At 30.6% G+C, this 18,455-nt stretch carries 18 protein-coding genes; 15 read left to right on the top strand and 3 right to left on the bottom strand.

Features of this window, described 5'->3' with window-relative positions; translation table 11 throughout:
• Positions 1–95 precede the first annotated feature (95 nt).
• From rsgA to dnaG, 12 genes are all read left to right on the top strand, one after another.
• Positions 96–1,046, top strand: a complete 951-nt coding sequence (gene rsgA / locus N456_RS09240; protein ID WP_062056172.1) for a ribosome small subunit-dependent GTPase A — start codon at positions 96–98, stop codon at positions 1,044–1,046.
• A gap of 163 nt (positions 1,047–1,209) precedes the next feature.
• Positions 1,210–1,662, top strand: coding sequence for a D-aminoacyl-tRNA deacylase (gene dtd, locus N456_RS09235; RefSeq protein WP_062056170.1), 453 nt, complete (start codon positions 1,210–1,212; stop codon positions 1,660–1,662).
• A 28-nt stretch (positions 1,663–1,690) separates the two neighbouring features.
• Positions 1,691–3,607 carry a DUF3857 domain-containing protein gene (locus N456_RS09230; protein WP_062056168.1) on the top strand — a complete coding sequence of 639 codons (1,917 nt, stop codon included), beginning with the start codon at positions 1,691–1,693 and terminating at the stop codon, positions 3,605–3,607.
• Between the two features lie 13 nt (positions 3,608–3,620).
• Positions 3,621–5,651 (top strand): DUF3857 domain-containing protein, encoded by a 2,031-nt coding sequence (locus N456_RS09225; protein ID WP_062056167.1) that lies wholly within the window; start codon positions 3,621–3,623, stop codon positions 5,649–5,651.
• A gap of 2 nt (positions 5,652–5,653) precedes the next feature.
• On the top strand, positions 5,654–5,980 hold the full coding sequence (locus tag N456_RS09220; RefSeq protein WP_062056165.1) for a nucleotide pyrophosphohydrolase: 327 nt from the start codon (positions 5,654–5,656) through the stop codon (positions 5,978–5,980).
• Positions 5,980–6,234: a hypothetical protein gene (locus N456_RS09215; protein WP_148639275.1), complete on the top strand. Its 255-nt coding sequence runs from the start codon at positions 5,980–5,982 to the stop codon at positions 6,232–6,234. The genes N456_RS09220 and N456_RS09215 overlap by 1 nt, the downstream gene beginning before the upstream one ends.
• Positions 6,235–6,236: 2 nt before the next feature.
• A complete protein-coding gene (locus tag N456_RS09210; protein WP_062056161.1) occupies positions 6,237–7,463 on the top strand; it encodes a 3-phosphoshikimate 1-carboxyvinyltransferase in 1,227 nt (408 codons plus the stop codon).
• 158 nt (positions 7,464–7,621) lie between these two features.
• Entirely contained in the window at positions 7,622–8,671 is a 1,050-nt protein-coding gene (gene queA / locus N456_RS09205; RefSeq protein WP_062056158.1) for a tRNA preQ1(34) S-adenosylmethionine ribosyltransferase-isomerase QueA, read from the top strand.
• Between the two features lie 297 nt (positions 8,672–8,968).
• Positions 8,969–9,898, top strand: a complete 930-nt coding sequence (locus N456_RS09200) for a chalcone isomerase family protein (protein ID WP_158447867.1) — start codon at positions 8,969–8,971, stop codon at positions 9,896–9,898.
• A gap of 104 nt (positions 9,899–10,002) precedes the next feature.
• Complete coding sequence (gene rlmN, locus N456_RS09195) at positions 10,003–11,043, top strand: dual-specificity RNA methyltransferase RlmN (RefSeq protein ID WP_062056154.1); 1,041 nt, start codon at positions 10,003–10,005, stop codon at positions 11,041–11,043.
• Positions 11,044–11,162: 119 nt separating this feature from the next.
• Positions 11,163–12,140 carry a polyprenyl synthetase family protein gene (locus N456_RS09190; protein ID WP_062056152.1) on the top strand — a complete coding sequence of 326 codons (978 nt, stop codon included), beginning with the start codon at positions 11,163–11,165 and terminating at the stop codon, positions 12,138–12,140.
• A gap of 127 nt (positions 12,141–12,267) precedes the next feature.
• The gene (gene dnaG / locus N456_RS09185) at positions 12,268–14,229 is read left to right on the top strand and encodes a DNA primase (protein ID WP_062056150.1); all 1,962 of its coding nucleotides are present in this window, start codon (positions 12,268–12,270) and stop codon (positions 14,227–14,229) included.
• Here dnaG and N456_RS09180 read toward each other — a convergent pair.
• Both N456_RS09180 and nadE read right to left on the bottom strand, forming a co-directional pair.
• On the bottom strand, positions 14,226–14,858 hold the full coding sequence (locus N456_RS09180; RefSeq protein WP_062056148.1) for a response regulator: 633 nt from the start codon (positions 14,856–14,858) through the stop codon (positions 14,226–14,228). The two genes, dnaG and N456_RS09180, sit on opposite strands and share 4 nt — an antisense overlap.
• 141 nt (positions 14,859–14,999) lie before the next feature.
• Entirely contained in the window at positions 15,000–15,788 is a 789-nt protein-coding gene (gene nadE, locus N456_RS09175; RefSeq protein WP_062056146.1) for an NAD(+) synthase, read from the bottom strand.
• A 192-nt stretch (positions 15,789–15,980) separates the two neighbouring features.
• Here nadE and gldB point away from each other — a divergent pair, with 192 nt between their 5' ends.
• The 3 genes from gldB (at position 15,981) to N456_RS09160 (ending at position 17,843) form a co-directional block, all read left to right on the top strand.
• On the top strand, positions 15,981–16,949 hold the full coding sequence (gldB, locus tag N456_RS09170) for a gliding motility lipoprotein GldB (RefSeq protein WP_062057440.1): 969 nt from the start codon (positions 15,981–15,983) through the stop codon (positions 16,947–16,949).
• Between the two features lie 2 nt (positions 16,950–16,951).
• Positions 16,952–17,287 carry a gliding motility protein GldC gene (gene gldC, locus N456_RS09165; RefSeq protein ID WP_205410268.1) on the top strand — a complete coding sequence of 112 codons (336 nt, stop codon included), beginning with the start codon at positions 16,952–16,954 and terminating at the stop codon, positions 17,285–17,287.
• A gap of 190 nt (positions 17,288–17,477) precedes the next feature.
• Positions 17,478–17,843 carry a GTPase gene (locus N456_RS09160; protein ID WP_240315510.1) on the top strand — a complete coding sequence of 122 codons (366 nt, stop codon included), beginning with the start codon at positions 17,478–17,480 and terminating at the stop codon, positions 17,841–17,843.
• Here the strand turns inward: N456_RS09160 and yihA are convergent.
• Positions 17,840–18,445, bottom strand: a complete 606-nt coding sequence (yihA, locus tag N456_RS09155) for a ribosome biogenesis GTP-binding protein YihA/YsxC (protein WP_062056143.1) — start codon at positions 18,443–18,445, stop codon at positions 17,840–17,842. The genes N456_RS09160 and yihA overlap by 4 nt on opposite strands.
• Positions 18,446–18,455: the final 10 nt, after the last annotated feature.

Below are 18,455 nucleotides of genomic sequence, written 5' to 3'. Positions count from 1 at the left end.
TATTATATTAAAAAAAAGTTAATCAAGATTACGTTTTTTTTAATTAAGAAAAAAATATGCCCTCCAAAAATATTAATAGTTGCATCTTTGTGCTTATGACAGGCATTGTTTATAAATCTACTGGAAGTTGGTATACCGTAAAAATAGATAGCGGTAAGATATACGAATGTCGTATAAAAGGAAAATTTAGAATCCAAGGTATCAAAAGCACCAATCCTGTTGCAGTTGGTGACCTTGTGGACTTTAAATTAGAAACTAATAATGATCAGGAAACAGGAGTTATTGAGCATATTCACGAAAGAAAAAATTATATCGTAAGAAAATCTGTGAATTTATCAAAACAGACTCATATCATAGCTTCAAATATTGATACTGTATTTTTATTAATAACATTGAATAATCCTACTACATTTACCACATTTATTGATCGATTTTTAGTTACTGCAGAAGCATATGGTATTAAAGCTGTTTTACTTTTTAACAAGATAGATACTTACAATGAAGAAGAGCTCTTAGAGATAAAATATCTTGCAGCGTTATATAGAAAGATTGGATATGATTGTATAGGTATTTCTGCTAAGACAGCTAAAAATGTAGAGAAAGTAAAACAAATGATGGAAGGAAAAGTTAGCATGTTTTCTGGACATAGTGGAGTTGGTAAATCTACTTTAGTTAATACTATAGAAAAGGAGTTATCTTTAAAAACAGCTGAGATTAGTGATCAACATCAACAAGGACAACATACTACTACCTTCGCCGAAATGTTTGACTTAAGCTTTGATGCAAAAATTATAGATACACCTGGGATAAAAGGTTTTGGGATAGTAGATGTAGAAAAAGAAGAACTAGGAGGGTATTTTCCAGAGTTTTTTGAATTGAAGTCCGATTGTAAGTTTAATAACTGTCTTCATATTAATGAACCTAAATGCGCAGTAAAAGAAGCTCTTGATAATGGTGAGATTGCATGGTCGAGATATAAGAGTTATTTGCAGATTCTCGAAGGAGAAGAAGAGCACTATAGGAAAAATAATTATGATGAAGATTGAATTCTTATAACCAGTAGTATCATTATTTTTTTTGCATTAATTAATAGTTTCATAAAAAAAGTTTTTTAAAAAAAAATCCCAGTTTCAAAAAATGAAACTCAAACACTGTATACTTGTCTTTTAAAAGAATGATTTTATAAAAAATTTAATTGTATAGGTATAAATGAAAGCAGTAATTCAAAGAGTTTCTGAAGCCTCAGTCACCGTAGAAGATAAAGTTATATCAAAGATTCATCAAGGGCTTCTTATTTTAATAGGAGTAGAAGATGAAGATTCAGAAGAAGATATCGACTGGTTATCAGGAAAAATATCTCGTCTTAGGATATTCAGTGATGCTAAAGGGGTAATGAATAAAAGTTTATTAGAGATAGAAGGTGATGCTATAGTAGTGAGTCAATTTACATTACATGCGAGTACTAAAAAAGGTAACAGACCGAGTTATATAAAAGCAGCAAAACCTGATACTGCAATACCTCTTTATGAAAAATTTATAAAACAACTAGAATTTGATATACAAAAAAAAGTAGGTACAGGAATATTTGGTGCGGATATGAAAATAGCATTAGTCAATGACGGTCCTGTTACTATAATTATAGATACAAAAAACAAAAAATAACAAATCTCTTAATTAATTTAAATTTTTTATGTTACAAAAAATATTACGGATCTCAATTGTATTTATGTTGTTTGGAGCATTGCAGATTAAAGCTCAGGATGCTATGCAATTACAAGCAATGATTTTAGATTCTACGCTTACTAAAAATGCTAATGCGATAGTTCGGTCAGAAGATGTAACGATAGTGATAAATTCTAAAAAATCGATTACAGTAAAAACTAAAAGAGTAGTTACGGTGCTTAATAAATTAGGTAATGGATATGCTAATTGCTGTGAAGGGTATGATCCAGATACAAAAATTAAAAAAGCCGAAGCAACTATTTATAATGCTTTAGGTAAAGAAATTAAAAAGTATAAAAAGAAAGATTTTAATGATAGAAGTATGTATGATGGGGTTTCATTGATAGGAGATAATAGATATATTTACTTTGACTACTCCCCGATTGATTACCCATACACATTAGTTTATGAAAGTGAGGTAGAATCAAAAAGTACAGCATTTATGAAATCATGGCGACCAATTACAGGCTATTATCTAAGTGTAGAGAAATCACAATATAAAATAGTAAATCCTAGTAAAATTCCATTAAGAAGTAAAGAAAAATATTTTGAAGGATACCCTGTTAGTACAGAAAAAAGAGATCAACAAATCTCATATGTATTGTCTAAAGTTCCTGCTCTAAGAAAAGAAGATAATAGCCCTTCTTTTTATGACATAGTTCCAAATGCAAAATTAGCTCTTAAAGATTTCTCTTTAGTAAAAGTAGATGGTTCTGCTACAGATTGGAAATCTATGGGGCAATGGCAATATGATAATTTAGTGTCGGGAAGAGATCAGTTGTCAGCAACTACAGTAAAAGAAATTTCTGATTTAGTTTCTGATGCGACCACAACCAAAGAAAAAGTAAAGCGTATTTATGAATACGTTCAGAACAAGACACGCTATATCAGTATACAATTAGGTATTGGAGGGTGGATGCCAATGTTAGCAAAAGATGTAGATCGATTAGGATATGGAGACTGTAAAGCGCTGACTAATTATACAAAAGCATTACTAAAAGTAAAGGATATTCCGGCTTATTATACAGTAGTATATGGAGATAAAAATAAAAGAAATATAGATGCTGAATTTGCCTCTATGCAAGGTAATCATGTAATACTAAACATTCCTGATGGAGAGGAAGATATATGGTTAGAGTGTACCAGTCAAACACTACCCTTTAATTTTATAGGAGATTTTACAGACGATAGAAATGTACTTGTTGTAAAACCAGAAGGAGGAGAAATAAAAAGAACTAAGAAATATAAACCAGAGGAGAACCTGCTTCATACTACAGCTACAATTAATCTTGGAGGAGATAAAAAGATGTCAGCTACAGTACAAAGAATATCACAAGGATTAGAATATGATTGGAATTATGGAGTGCAATTTAAAACCCCAAAAGATCAAAAATTATATTATAAAGAATATTGGGGATACATTAATGGTTTAGAAATAAATTCGATACAATATAATGATGATAGAGATACAGTTAAGTTTACAGAAAATATCAATGTTTCTTGTTCCTCATATATTAAAAAAATAGGAACCCGCTTATTAGTAACGCCTAATTTATTTAGCTGTGATGAGAGTAATTTATCTAAATATGAGGATAGAAAAACACCATTAGTGATATCTAGAGGGTATGTGAATACTGATGAATATATCATTAATACACCTAAAGGATATGCGATAGGGAAGATGCCTGAAAAGAAGTCGATTAACAACGAGTTTGGGAACTATGAATATAAATTAGAAAAAATAAACGAAAATCAGATTAGATTTAAGCGATTTTTAAAAATTGTAGATGGAACTTTTCCAAAAGAAAAATATGAAGAATATAGAAAATTTAGATCCCAAATTAAAAAGATAGATAGATCTAGAATAGTACTAAAACAACAATAAACGACTAATACACATGGGAAACTTAAAAAAGCTAATATTTAGCCTTATTTTTATAATATCAGTAAACTGTTTCGCACAAGAATATAAATTTGGTAAAGTGTCTAAAGAAGCACTACTAGAATCATCATATCCATTAGATAGTACAGCAAATGCAGCAGTGCTTTATGAGAGTAGAAAAATAGATTATCAATATAACAAAGAGTCAGGGTTTAATTTGGTTACAGAGGTTGTTAGAAGAATTAAATTATATAATAAAAAAGGATATGATAACGCCATAGAAAAAATTTATTTATACAAGAGAGGTAGCGATGATGAAAAAGTAAGTGGATTAAAAGGAGTTACTTATAGTCTAGTAAATGGTACTGTTGTTAAAACGAAACTGGGTAAAGAAAATATATTTAAAGAAGAGCTTTCTGAATATAGAAATCAAGTTAAGTTTACGATGCCTTCATTATCTGAAGGTTCGGTTATAGAATATAAGTATAAGATCATTTCTCCATTTGTATTTAATATTGATAGAATACAATTACAATATACTATTCCAATAAAAAAAATAGAAGTAAAAGTAACAACACCAGAATATTTTAGTTTTAAAAAACGAATGGTTGGGTATTTACCTATCAATTTAAAAGAAACAAGCGGTAATGGTAAAGTTAGTTTTGTTTCTAAATCAAGATCAGGAGGCTATAATTTTAGTACAGGGAATTCTAAAACATCATATTCTAATAATACCATAGATTATACGACAGCCATAAATATCATTAAAAATTCAAATACCCCTGCGTTTAAAGATGAGCCCTATTTAGGTAATAGAGATAATTATATGTCTTCGATTATTTTTGAATTACAATACACTAAATACCCCAATAGTCCTCAAAAAAATTATGCTACAACCTGGGAAGATGTAACTAGTAAAATCTATGATCACTATAAATTTGGTCCAGAGTTAAATAAGGATGGATATTTTAAAGAAGAAATAGATCAATTGATAAGCGAGATCAATGATGCTAAGAAGAAAACAATATTGATTTATGAATTTGTAAAGAATAGAATGACATGGAATAAAGTAAGATCTGTATATGCAAGAAAAGGAGTAAGAAAAGCATATAAAGAAAAAACAGGTAGTGCCGGTGATATTAATCTAATGTTGATAGCGATGCTTAAGTATGCTAAGATTGATGCTAATCCTATACTGGTTAGTACAAGTGATCGTATTATATCATTATTTCCAACACTAGAAGGTTTTAATTATGTGATATGTAGAGTAAAAAATGCTGATGGGAGTATTTTGTATCTAGATGCTACTGATAAATATGGAAAACCTAATATTCTTCCAAATAGAGTTATACAGGGTACAGCAAGGATAATTGCAGAGAATAATACATCTCAAAGCCTTGATCTAAGACCTCAAAAGCCATCTAAGAATCAGTATGGATTAAATTATAAAATATCAGAAGATGGTACTGTAGATGGTATAATAAAGATGAGGCATAATAAATATCAAGCACATACATTTAGAGTGCGTCATGGAGCTAAAGATGAAGAAAGTCAAATCAAACGACTGCAGAAAAAGTATGGAATTGTAGAGTTGTCAGAGTATAAATTAGAAGGGGTTGAAAAGTATGGTAAAGGAGTGAATGAAAGATTTAACTTTATAATAGAGGATGGAGTTGAAATAATTGAAGACGAATTGTTTTTAACACCATTAGTATTCTTGAGGGATAATGAAAATATATTTAAATCAGAAGAAAGACATTATCCAATTGATTTTGCTTACGGATACTCCAATAACTATAGGGTTAATATTAAAATTCCAAAAGGATATAAGGTAGTAGAACTTCCAAAATCAGAAGCCTTTAATTTACCAGAAGGTATAGGCTCTTTTTCTTTTAGAATTAAAGAAACTAATGAGATGATTCAGATTGTTGCTAAGGAAACAATTAATACTCCTTTTCTTTCGGCAGAATATTATCCAATATTAAAAGAATTTTATAGTAAACTTGTAGAAAAAGAAAATGAACAAGTAATTCTTAAAAAAATATAATTATGAGTATTCAAAATGCACAGCAGGTTGTAGATGATTGGATTAAAAACCATGGAGTTCGATATTTCAATGAACTGACTAATATGGCACAGCTTACAGAAGAGGTTGGAGAAGTTGCAAGAATCATAGCTAGACGTTATGGAGAACAAAGTGAAAAGGAAAGTGATAAAAATAAAGACCTAGGAGAGGAGTTAGCAGATGTTTTATTTGTAGTTTTATGCCTAGCTAATCAAACAGGGGTTAATCTTCAGGAAGCCTTTGATAAGAAATTAGATATTAAAACGAAGAGAGATCATGATCGTCATCATAGTAATGAAAAATTAAAATAATGTTTAAATTAATTCTTTCTTCTCGGAGATTTTGGATATCAGTATGTTTTATAGGGCTTGTTTTTATGGCTATTTTTAGTGGTATTGAATATTTTATGCACTACGGAATTTCGGATTGGGATACTTTTGTAGAAGAAAGAATTGATAATAAACGCTGGATTAGGTATCTTTTATCCCGAATTGTAGGAGGGCTCATGTATGGTATGATTATGGGCTATTATTTTGAACTAAGAAAACGAAAATCAAATCGATAATTATGAATTTGAAATTACAGCAGATTTCTAATATAGAAAGCAATACATTACAAATTACAGGATCAAAAAGTGAAACAAATAGGTTATTGATTCTTCAGGCATTATATCCTAGTGTAACTATCGAAAACATATCAAATAGTGATGATTCAGAAGTGATGCAGAAAGCATTACATAGTGATGATGTTGTAATAGATGTCCATCATGCAGGTACAGCAATGCGCTTTCTTACGGCATATTTTGCGGTTAAAGAAGGAAGAGAAACAGTTTTAACAGGTAGTAAAAGAATGCAAGAAAGACCAATTAAAATATTGGTAGAAGCATTACAGCAATTAGGATGTGAAATAAGTTACGAGAACGAACATGGTTATCCTCCTATACGGATTAAGGGAAAAAGACCTAATACAAATAAAGTCTCTCTACAAGCTAATGTAAGTAGTCAATATATTTCGGCATTAATGTTAATAGCACCTTCATTACCAAATGGATTAGAGATAATGTTAGAAGGAAAAGTTACCTCTGTACCCTATATAAATATGACATTAAGTTTATTGGGAGTTGCTGGGATTAAAGGATCTTTTGAAAATAATAAAATAATGATTGCTCCGCATAAAGAAAACTCTTCAAAAAACATTGTTGTAGAATCGGATTGGAGTTCGGCATCTTATTTTTATAGCATAATTGCCTTGTCTGATAATGTATCTGTGACTATAGGAAGTTATAAAAAAGAAAGCTACCAAGGAGATGCAAAACTTGCAGAAATTTATAAAAACCTAGGAATAGAAACAACGTATAACGAAAATACGATTACATTAAAGAAAGTATCAAATGTAACCCCAGAAATCCATGGAGAGTTAGATTTGTCCAACTCTCCAGATATAGCTCAGACTATAGCAGTAACTTGTTTTGGATTAGGAATAGGGTGTTATCTTACAGGTTTACATACTCTAAAAATAAAAGAAACAGATAGACTTGAAGCATTAAAAGCTGAAATTGAAAAACTAGGAGGTAAAGTCGATATAACATCAGAGACTCTTCGCTTAGCTCCATCAATGTCAATAAAAAAAGATATTGCAATAGCAACATATAATGATCATCGTATGGCTATGGCTTTTGCTCCATTAGCACTTAGAACATCATTGCTTGTCGAAGACGCTAATGTAGTTTCTAAATCTTATCCAGATTTTTGGACAGATTTACAGCAATTAGGATTTGAAGTGGTGAAAGCTTAAAATAATTAGAACATAACCTTTACTATACTGTTTTTTTAAAACACTATTTTAATAGATAACTGAATAATCATATCATTTACATGTAAATATCTATAGATTTACTTGACAACCCCTATTTCAAGATTGTATATTTGTAGCTTTAAAAAAAATAGACACAAATGAAGTTATCGCATTTCAATTTTGACCTTCCACAAGATTTGCTAGCTGAATATCCAGCTGAAAATAGAGATGAGTCTCGCCTAATGGTTCTTAATAGAAAAGAGCAAACCATAGAGCATAAGCAGTTTAAAGACCTTATAGATTATTTTGAGCCAAATGACGTGATGGTTGTTAATAATACTAAAGTTTTTCCTGCCAGATTATATGGTAATAAAGAGAAAACAGGAGCTAGAATTGAAGTATTTTTATTGCGAGAATTAAATTCTGAAACAAGACTTTGGGATGTGCTAGTTGATCCAGCTAGAAAAATACGAATAGGAAATAAGTTATATTTTGGAGATGATGAAAGTTTGGTAGCAGAAGTAATTGATAATACCACATCGAGAGGACGTACATTACGTTTTTTATATGATGGATCTTATGATGAATTTAGAAAAAAACTAAATGATTTAGGAGAGACACCTTTACCTAAGTATATTAAAAGAGATACTGAACCCGAAGATGAAGAAAGGTATCAAACTATATACGCTAAAAACGAAGGAGCTGTAGCTGCGCCAACAGCAGGACTTCACTTCTCTAAACATCTAATGAAACGATTAGAGATTAAAGGGGTTGATTTTGCTGAAATTACCTTACATGTAGGGTTAGGGACATTTAATCCAGTAGAAGTAGAAGATTTATCCAAACATAAGATGGATAGTGAAGAGGCTGATGTTACTGCTCATGCCGCTGATGTTATTAATAATGGGATTGCAAACAAAAAAAGAATTTGCGCAGTTGGAACTACCGTAATGAGAGCCTTAGAAAGTTCAGTCTCATCAGATCAAACATTAAATGAATTTAGAGGATGGACTAATAAGTTTATCTTTCCTCCATATGATTTTAGTATCGCTAATTGTATGATTACAAATTTTCATACACCAAAATCTACTTTATTGATGATGGTTTCGGCTTTTGCTGGACATGATTTTATAAAAGAAGCATATGAAGAAGCAGTAAAAGAGAAGTATAAATTTTACTCTTATGGAGATGCAATGTTAATTATCTAAAAATGAAAAAATAGTTGTTATATAGGCCTTGTTGAATTCAATTTCAACAAGGCTTTTTTATATAGATCTAGGAATTAGTATGTTAAAATCCTTTTTTTGCAAAAAAAAAATATTATTTTCGGCAACTTAAAAATTATTGAGAATAAAATCATGTCATAACTAACATCAAAAAACGATGAATATCGATTTTTGTCGAAAAACACAAGATAAAGAGAGTGTAAAGTATACTTTTTATAAATTTGTATTGTTTTTTTAAGTCCCCCAAATTATGAAATGGAAACTAAACCAAATTATAGCATGAAAAAAATAATTTATTACATACTATTTTTTAATACTATTTTTTCTTACGCACAAACTAAAGTTGGAGATGTTGCTTTTAATGATGTAGCAGTTTTTGATGATAGAGAATTAATGCTTAATGGTGCAGGAGCAAGAGAGAAGATGTATGCAATGGCATTATATTTAGATTTTGAAGTTGATGGAGTAGAAGATGGAGTTATGGTAGCAGAAAAAGATGTTACAATGGCTATTACTATTAAAATATCCTCATCAATCACAGATGCCGAATTTAAAAGTATTATAAGAAATGGTTTAGAAAGAGCTACAGATGGAAATAGTTATTTGTTAGAAAATCAAACAAGAGATTTCCTTAATCTTTTTACACACCAAGTAAGTAAATTTGCAATTTTTAAAATCCTTTATACAAAAGGAGGAAAACTTACTTTATATAAAGGCAATAAGCTTTTAGGAACCATAAATAGCAAAGAATTTAAAAAAGCTTTATTTAAGATTTGGATAGGAGAAAATCCTGTTGATGTACAACTAAAAGAAGAGTTGTTGGCTTCATATGAGCCAAACCCTATATTAGGAAGATGGAAGACGTACGATAAAAAAACAGGAGTTGCAATTAGTATTGTTCAACTATACATTATCGAAAATAAAGTATATGGTGTTATACAAAGAATGATGCGTATATCAGAAAGAGACGCTATTTGTTATGAATGTGAAGGAGAAGATAAAAATCAAAATGTAGAAGGGCTAGTTGTTGTAAAAGGATTAGCATTAAAGGAAAATAGATATGTAAATGGTAAGTTTACAGATATTAAAAGTGGTAAAGTTTCAAGCTGTCAAATGTGGATTGATAAAGATGATAATGATGTACTTAATGTGAAGTATAAAGGAGGGGGTGGAGCTCATGAATGGAGAAGGATAAAAGATAAAAAATAAAGATGTAAACCCTTGGTACTACTACCAAGGGTTTTTTGTTACTTATAATAAAGACTGAAAATACATATTGTAGTACCGTTTTATCTTTTTATTTTTGCAAATATATGAGTGTTAAGAAAAAAGACATAAGAGCTTTAAGTAAAGATCAATTAAGATTCTTTTTTGAAGAAAGTGGGGATAAAGCTTTTAGAGGAAATCAAGTTTATGAATGGCTTTGGAGTAAAGGAGCTCATAGTTTTGATGATATGACGAATATTGCTAAAGCTACAAGAAAGACACTTGAAGAAAATTTCGTGATTAACCATATTAGAGTTGATCAAATGCAGCGTAGTACTGATGGAACTATAAAAAATGCAGTACGATTACATGATGGATTAATAGTAGAATCAGTATTAATTCCTACACCAACCAGAACAACTGCTTGCGTATCATCTCAAGTAGGGTGTAGTTTAGATTGCAAATTTTGTGCTACTGCTCGGTTAAAAAGAATGAGAAACCTTAATCCTGATGAAATTTATGATCAGGTAATGGCTATTGATAAAGAAAGTAGGTTGTATTACAATCGCCCATTATCGAATATAGTATTTATGGGCATGGGAGAGCCTTTGATGAATTATAAAAACGTGATTAAGGCTATTGATAAGATTACTTCTCCAGAAGGGTTAGCGATGTCACCTAAGAGAATTACAGTGTCTACTTCGGGGGTTCCAAAAATAATCAAGAAGATGGCAGACGATGAGGTGAAATTTAAATTGGCAGTATCATTGCATTCTGCAATAGATGAGGTTAGGACTTCAATAATGCCATTTAATGAAACTTTTCCGTTGCAAGATCTTAAAGAAGCGATAGAATATTGGTATGAAAAAACCAAAAGTAGGGTTACCTATGAGTATGTTGTGTGGGATGGCATTAATGATAGAAAAGAAGACATAAATGCACTGGTTAGATTTTGTTCTTATGTACCATGTAAAGTGAACTTGATAGAGTATAATCCAATTGATGATGGAATGTTTCAGCAAGCACCTAATAGAGTAATAGAGGATTATATTAATGCACTAGAACAGAAAAATATAATAGTAAATGTTCGCCGTAGTCGAGGAAAAGATATCGATGCAGCTTGTGGTCAGTTAGCTAATAAAACCTAAGAATTAAATCATGTAATCAATGATTGTTTGTATAAAAGTTAAGTTTTTTTATTTTTTAAATAAAAAACTATTTATACTACATTCGTACTATATTAGATTAAAGAATTAAGTATCAAATATTGAAAGTTGTAGAACAAATAAAACTGCCTATCATTGAGGAAATGGAAATTTTTGAACAAAAATTTTCAGAATCAATGACCTCTAAGGTAGCCTTACTTAATAGAATAACCCACTATATTGTCAATAGAAAAGGCAAACAAATGAGACCTATGTTTGTTTTTCTTGTAGCCAAAATGGTTTCTGGAGGAGGTGTTAATGAATGTACATACCGTGGAGCTTCTGTAATAGAATTAATTCATACTGCAACTTTAGTTCATGATGATGTTGTAGATGATTCTAATCAAAGAAGAGGCTTTTTTTCTATTAATGCGCTTTGGAAAAATAAGATAGCAGTTCTGGTAGGTGATTATTTATTATCAAAAGGTCTTTTGCTTCTAATTGATTCCGGAGACTTTGATCTTTTGAGAATTATTTCTGTAGCAGTTAGAGAAATGAGTGAAGGAGAATTGTTGCAAATAGAGAAAGCTAGAAATCTTGATATTACAGAAGAGATCTATTATGAGATCATTCGTCAAAAAACAGCAACATTAATCGCAGCATGCTGCGCTCTAGGAGCTCGTTCTGTTACATCTGATTTTGATAAAGTAAAACAAATGAAGAAATTTGGAGAACTCATAGGTATGGCCTTTCAGATCAAAGATGATTTGTTTGATTATGGGGATACAGCTATAGGGAAACCAACAGGGATTGATATTAAAGAGCAAAAAATGACACTTCCTCTTATCTATACACTAAATCATTGTACTAAAGAAAAAAAGAAATGGCTTATTAACTCTGTAAAAAATCATAATAAAGATAAGAAAAGGGTTAAAAAAGTTATAGAATTTGTAAAAATAAGTGGTGGTTTAGAATACGCTATAAAGATTATGCATCAATATAAGGATGAAGCACTTTCTATTTTATCAGAATACCCAGATTCGGATTATAAATCTTCTTTAGAATTGATGGTTCATTATGTTATTGATCGAAAAAAATAATAATAAGATAGTACTTCTGTAATGATATCATTCTTACAAAAAAAACTTATTGAATAAATTGATGTGATTTTCTGTAATTTGGTTTATAATAGAGTTTAATTACTTATAAAATATTTAATATAAAATTATGATCCATAAGTCGACGATAGATGCTGTATTTGAAACTGCCCGTTTAGAAGAGGTTATAGGAGATTTTGTACAATTAAAAAAAGCAGGAAGTAACTTTAAAGGATTAAGCCCGTTTAGTGATGAAAGAACACCTTCTTTTATGGTGTCTCCGGTAAAGCAGATTTGGAAAGATTTCTCTAGTGGAAAAGGAGGTAATGTCGTTGCTTTTTTAATGGAACATGAACATTTTACATACCCTGAGGCTATAAAATATCTTGCTAAAAAATATAATATAGAAATTGAAGAAACTGAGCAAACAGATGAGCAAAAGCAGCAAGCGGATGAAAGAGAAAGCATGTATCTGGTTAGTGAATTTGCGAATACTTTTTTTCAGAATTCATTGCTTAAAACAGAGGAAGGAAAAGCTATAGGGCTAACTTATTTTAAAGAACGTGGCTTTACAGAAGAAACGATACAAAAATTTGGATTAGGGTATTCCCCTAATGTGTGGGATGCATTTACAACAGAAGCTATTAGAAAAGGATATCAATTAAATTACCTTGAGAAAACAGGGCTTACTATAGTAAAAGAAGAAAAACAGTTTGATCGTTTTAAAGGAAGAGTGATGTTTCCTATTCAATCAATGTCTGGACGCGTACTAGGTTTTGGAGGTAGGATTTTAACCAATGAGAAAAAAGCAGCAAAGTACCTTAACTCTCCAGAAAGTGATATTTATCATAAGAGTAAAGTGCTTTATGGTATTTATCATGCAAAACAAACTATTGCAAAAGAAGATAACTGTTATCTTGTAGAAGGATATACCGATGTTATACAGTTTAATCAAACAGGAATTACCAATGTAGTCTCTTCTTCAGGAACAGCATTAACTACAGATCAAATACGTTTAATTAGTAGGCTTACTAAAAATATTACGGTACTATTTGATAGTGATGCAGCAGGAATGAGAGCATCTCTAAGAGGTATAGATTTAATACTAGAACAAGGGATGAATGTGAAAGTATGTAGCTTTCCTGATGGAGAAGATCCAGATAGTTTTGCTAAGCAAAATACCTTGGAAGAGTTAAAGATTTATCTTAATGATAACGCTCAGGACTTTATTAGCTTTAAAGCCTCGTTATTACAAGAAGAATCTAATAGAGATCCAATTAAGAAAGCAGAGTTAGTTAGGGATATGGTAATGAGTGTATCTAAAATACCTGATGTAATTAAGCAAGAAATTTATATCAAAGAATGCTCTAGAATAATGGATATTTCAGAAGATGTATTGTTTGATACTTTAGCACAATTACTCAATATAGATTCGAAAGATCAGCGTAAGCAAGAAAAACAACAGCAAAAGTCGTTGGAGGTGGTAAAAACTGAAACAAAAAAGTCACCTAAAGTTAATCAGCAATATGAGTTAGAACGTAAGATTATAGAAATACTGTTGCTTTATGGAGAAAGAGAAGAAGAGTTTGAAGACCTTGTATTGAAAGAAAATGATGATGGAGAGCTTGTTTTGGAGCCGGAAATATATACAGCAAAAGTATTTGAGAAGATATATCTAGATCTTCAAGACGATGAAATAGAATTTACTCAAGATAGTTTTAAGAATATATATACTACTTTAATTGAAAAATTACATCAGGAAGATGTGTTTAAGGTTGAAAATTTCATTAATCATATAGCGCCCGAAATGGCCTCAGAAATTACTGCCATTATGATGAATGAAGAGCGATATGCATTACATCGATGGGTGGACATGGAAATTCATGTCAAAAAGAAAGAATATACCGTTTCACAGTATGTTAGCGATATTATTTTAAACCTAAGAAGGTTTTTAATTAGTAAAAAAGTAGAAGAGCTCTCACAAGAAGTGAAAGCTCAAATTTCTGAAGATAATCAAGAAGCTATACAAGATATCATGGATTATCTTTCTTTAAAAAGAATATTGTCTGAAAAACTAAATAGAGTAGTTTAGTTAATGTGTAATAACCTAGACTGATGAATTAAATCAGCAAGATTATCTACCTTTAATTTTTTTAAGAGCCTTGTTTTATAGGTGCTTACTGTTTTTTCATTAATAGATAGTGTAGTCGCTATATCTTTATTGCGTTTTCCTGATGATAGTAAATTAAGTACTTCTATTTCTCGGGAAGACAATTTTTTATATTTTACAACCATATTGTTTTCACTAGCATTTCCATTAGCTAGTTGTTTGGTAAGATTGTCGTTTAGATATATACCACCTCTTGCAACGCGTTCGATTGCTTTTTTTAATGTTTTTGTTTGTACTATTTTTGATAAATAAGCCGAAGCACCTGCCTTAATAGCACTTAATGCGTACATTTCTTCAGGATGAGAACTAAAAATAATTACCTTGATACCGGCGAATTCTTTTTTAATTGTTCTCAATGCCGTAATTCCATTGATCTGTGGCAGGTCTAATTCCATGATGAGTACATCAGGAGTATTATCTTTCAAGATATCATACATCTCGTTTCCATTACTCACTTTTCCAATAATCTCATAATCTTCTGAGTGGCGAAATAAAGAAACGATCCCCTTCCTTGTTATTGGATGATGATCTGCTATTAATATGGTTGTCATTCTTGTTTGCGATTGTTAATGTTAGTTTAATTTTAAGAGTTCGACATTTAGGTTAGGGGTAATTTTTTTAATCTTGCAGCAAAATTACTAAGAACTAGTCCTCGTAAACTTTTTTTTATGTATTTATCGACAAAATGTTAGTTATAATAGATTAAGTGGTATCTCGCATACAGGAATTGGGATCATTTTATGTTGGTTTACGGTATTTAGATGAATAAAAATTTTAAAAACCTCTTGTTCTCGTCCTTTAAAATCATCAATAGATTTACCTTGATCTTTCATTTTCATAGCCCATTCTAATTCGTCATAGCTTGCTCCAATCTGATCTTCATCACTTCTGCTATCTCCAAATAATCCATCAGTTGGAGCGGCGATTTGTATAGCGTGTGGAACTTCTAGGATTTTTCCTATCTTATATACGTCACTTTTTAGTAAATTAGCAATAGGACTTAAGTCTACCCCACCATCTCCATATTTGGTGTAGAAACCAACTCCAAAATCTTCAACTTTGTTACCAGTTCCTGCAACTAGATATTTATGCAAACCGGCAAAGTAATATAAAGTAGACATTCGTAGTCTTGCTCTGGTGTTTGCTAATGATAAATCAAGTTGCGCACTCGGTGCTGTTGGAGGAACTACGGATTTTAATTCTTCAAAAACAGGAGTGAGATCTACTCTGGTATCAGATACATTAGGAAATTGTTTTTTTAATTGAGTAATATGTTCTTGCGCTCGTGTTACCTGACTCTGAGCTTGATGAATAGGCATTTCTACACAGAGAGTTTTTAAACCCGTTTTAGCACATAAAGTAGAGGTAACAGCACTGTCAATGCCTCCACTAACACCTATTACAAATCCTTTTATGTTTGCTTTGGAGGCATATTCTTTTAGCCAATTAACGATATGATCAATCACTTTTTCTGTTTGCATGCTTATTCTTTATTAGTACTGATTTAGTATTAATTTTAATTTTAAAAAATAGGATCTTCCTAAATAGATACTTCATGTCACTATCTTTGTGCTTCGCAACTTGAAGTATTATCTTTGCAAAGATAAAATTAATAAAAAAAGATGGCGTTCTGGAGTAATAGAAGTTATTTAAAGAGATATTATAATTTAGAGATGAATACTATTAAATTTTTAAAACTTGCTCTGGTTTTTTGTGTATTGATTTCTTGCTCTCGTAAAAGTGAGATTGAAAAAGAGATTGCTGCAATTCCAATAGATCTTAAAATAGAACGTTTTGATCAGTTATTTGCTAAAATGACACCACAGAACCTGCCTGATCTAAAAAAAGAATACCCTTTTTTGTTTTCAGAAAAGTACCATGATAGCGTATGGATTAATACATCTAGAGACACTATTCAGTTAGAAATCAACAAAGAAATAGAAAAAGCGTTTTCTGATATGTCTAGAGAGAAAGACCAACTTCACTCTCTTTTTCAGCATATTAAATATTATTTCCCTGAGATTAAAGAACCTAGAGTGGTTACAATTACTTCTGATGTTAATTATCGAAATAAAATTGTGTTAGCTAAGGGATTACTGATCATTTCTCTAGATGTTTATCTGGGTAAAGACCATCATTTTTATGAATCAATACAGAAATACTTGAGACGTAACTTTGAAAAGCAATATATTGTTCCAGATATAGCTTCGATGTATGCTAAAAATCAGGTTGGGCCAATTAGAGATAGAACGTTCTTGGGGAATCTTATATCTTTTGGTAAAGAATTATATATAAAAGATTTGCTTTTGCCAACCTTTAGTAATGCTCAAAAAATAGGATATACTACAGAACAGTATGATTGGGTTAAAGTTAATGAAGAGCAAATATGGAGGTATTTTGTAGATCGTCAATTACTATATAGTACTGATAGCACTCTTATGCCAAGATTTTTATATCCAGGACCTTTCTCAAAGTTTTATTTAGAAGAAATCGATAAAGAGGCACCAGATAGGGTCGGGCAATATATTGGGTGGAGGATTGTATCCTCGTATATGAAAAATAACAATGTATCTTTACAGCAGTTACTATTGATAGATGCCGAAACAATTTTTAATAGGTCAAAATATAAACCAAAAAAATAATAATGAGCGATTATAAATCAGAAATCAAGATTGATATAGAATTAGATGAAAATAAAATTCCAGAACAACTAAGATGGACGGCAAAAGATGGAGGAGTAGAGAACGAAGAAACAAAAGCAATGCTATTATCAGTATGGGATAGTAAAAAGAAAGAAAGCCTTCGTATTGATTTGTGGACCAAAGATATGCCAGTAGATGAAATGAAAATCTTCTTTCATCAAACACTGGTTGCTATGAGTGATACTTTTCATCGAGCTACGCAGGATGAAAAAATGTCAGCAACTATGAAAGATTTTTGTGATTATTTTGCTGAAAAACTAGAATTAAAGCAACAGTGATGATTGATGGATGGAAGAGCTCATTTTTAGTTTCTTAGCATCATAATTTTTCTTCTTTTGTAGCGTGGTTTTTTATACGATGCTTATACTGATTGAAAATATACTTCATAATATTTTAAAAACATAAATGATTTTAGTGTGTTATGAAATGTTTTAAGCATTTTGTTGACTAAATTTCAAAATTTAAGTTTTGGAAAAAGTATTGTATTTTGTTTATAATGCAAATTCTGGTATATGGAACAATTATATTGATACTATTCATAAAATAGTAAGCCCAAGTACCTATTCTTGTGATTTGTGTACTCTTACTCATGGTAATTTTTCTGAGAAAGGAATTTGGAAAGATTTTAGAAAGAAATCTAGTTTTAAGTGTGTGTTTATGTATAAAGACGAGTTTTTAAATGCTTATTCAAAATCAGGTTGTGAAAACTTAAAATTTCCAGTTATTTTACAAAAGCAAGAGGAGAAGTTTTTAATGTTTCTTGATTCAGAGAAATTAGCTTCTTTAGGTTCTATAACAGAATTGATCGAATTTATAGGAGAAAATGAAGTCTAAGATTTTTTTACTTGAATATTGATTTCATTGATGTAGTTAAGGATATCTTCTTTTCCTAATCCAGATGAAGATGAAGTGACAAAATAATTAGGCATTTCTACCCAATATTTAAGCATTTCTTCAATATAACTATTGATTTGGTCAGGTAATTTGTTTTTTGAGAGCTTATCTGATTTTGTAAAAACAATAGAAAAAGGGATTTGATTTTCACCTAGCCATTGCATAAATTCAAGATCTATTTTTTGTGGCTCATGACGGCAATCGACTAATACAAAGGCACTAACTAATTGAGTTCGTTTAGCAAAATAGGCAGTAATAAATTTCTGAAATACTTTTTTAGAAGATTTTGATACTCTGGCATACCCATAACCAGGTAAGTCAACCAAAAACCAATTTTTATTAATTATAAAATGATTGATAAGCTGTGTTTTTCCGGGTCTTCCAGATGTTTTGGCAAGACTCTTTCGGCTTGTGAGCATATTAATCAATGAAGACTTGCCTACGTTAGACCTTCCTATAAAAGCATATTCAGGAAGCTTGTCTTTAGGACATTTAGCAACATCACTATTGCTCATTACAAATTCTGCACTACTAATCTTCATTATATCAGTT

This window comes from Aquimarina longa SW024, from assembly GCF_001401755.1.
In the GTDB taxonomy this organism is placed as follows: Bacteria; Bacteroidota; Bacteroidia; order Flavobacteriales; family Flavobacteriaceae; genus Aquimarina; species Aquimarina longa.
Note: the sequence above shows the minus strand (reverse complement) of the source record. Positions and strands in the feature narration are given on the sequence as shown.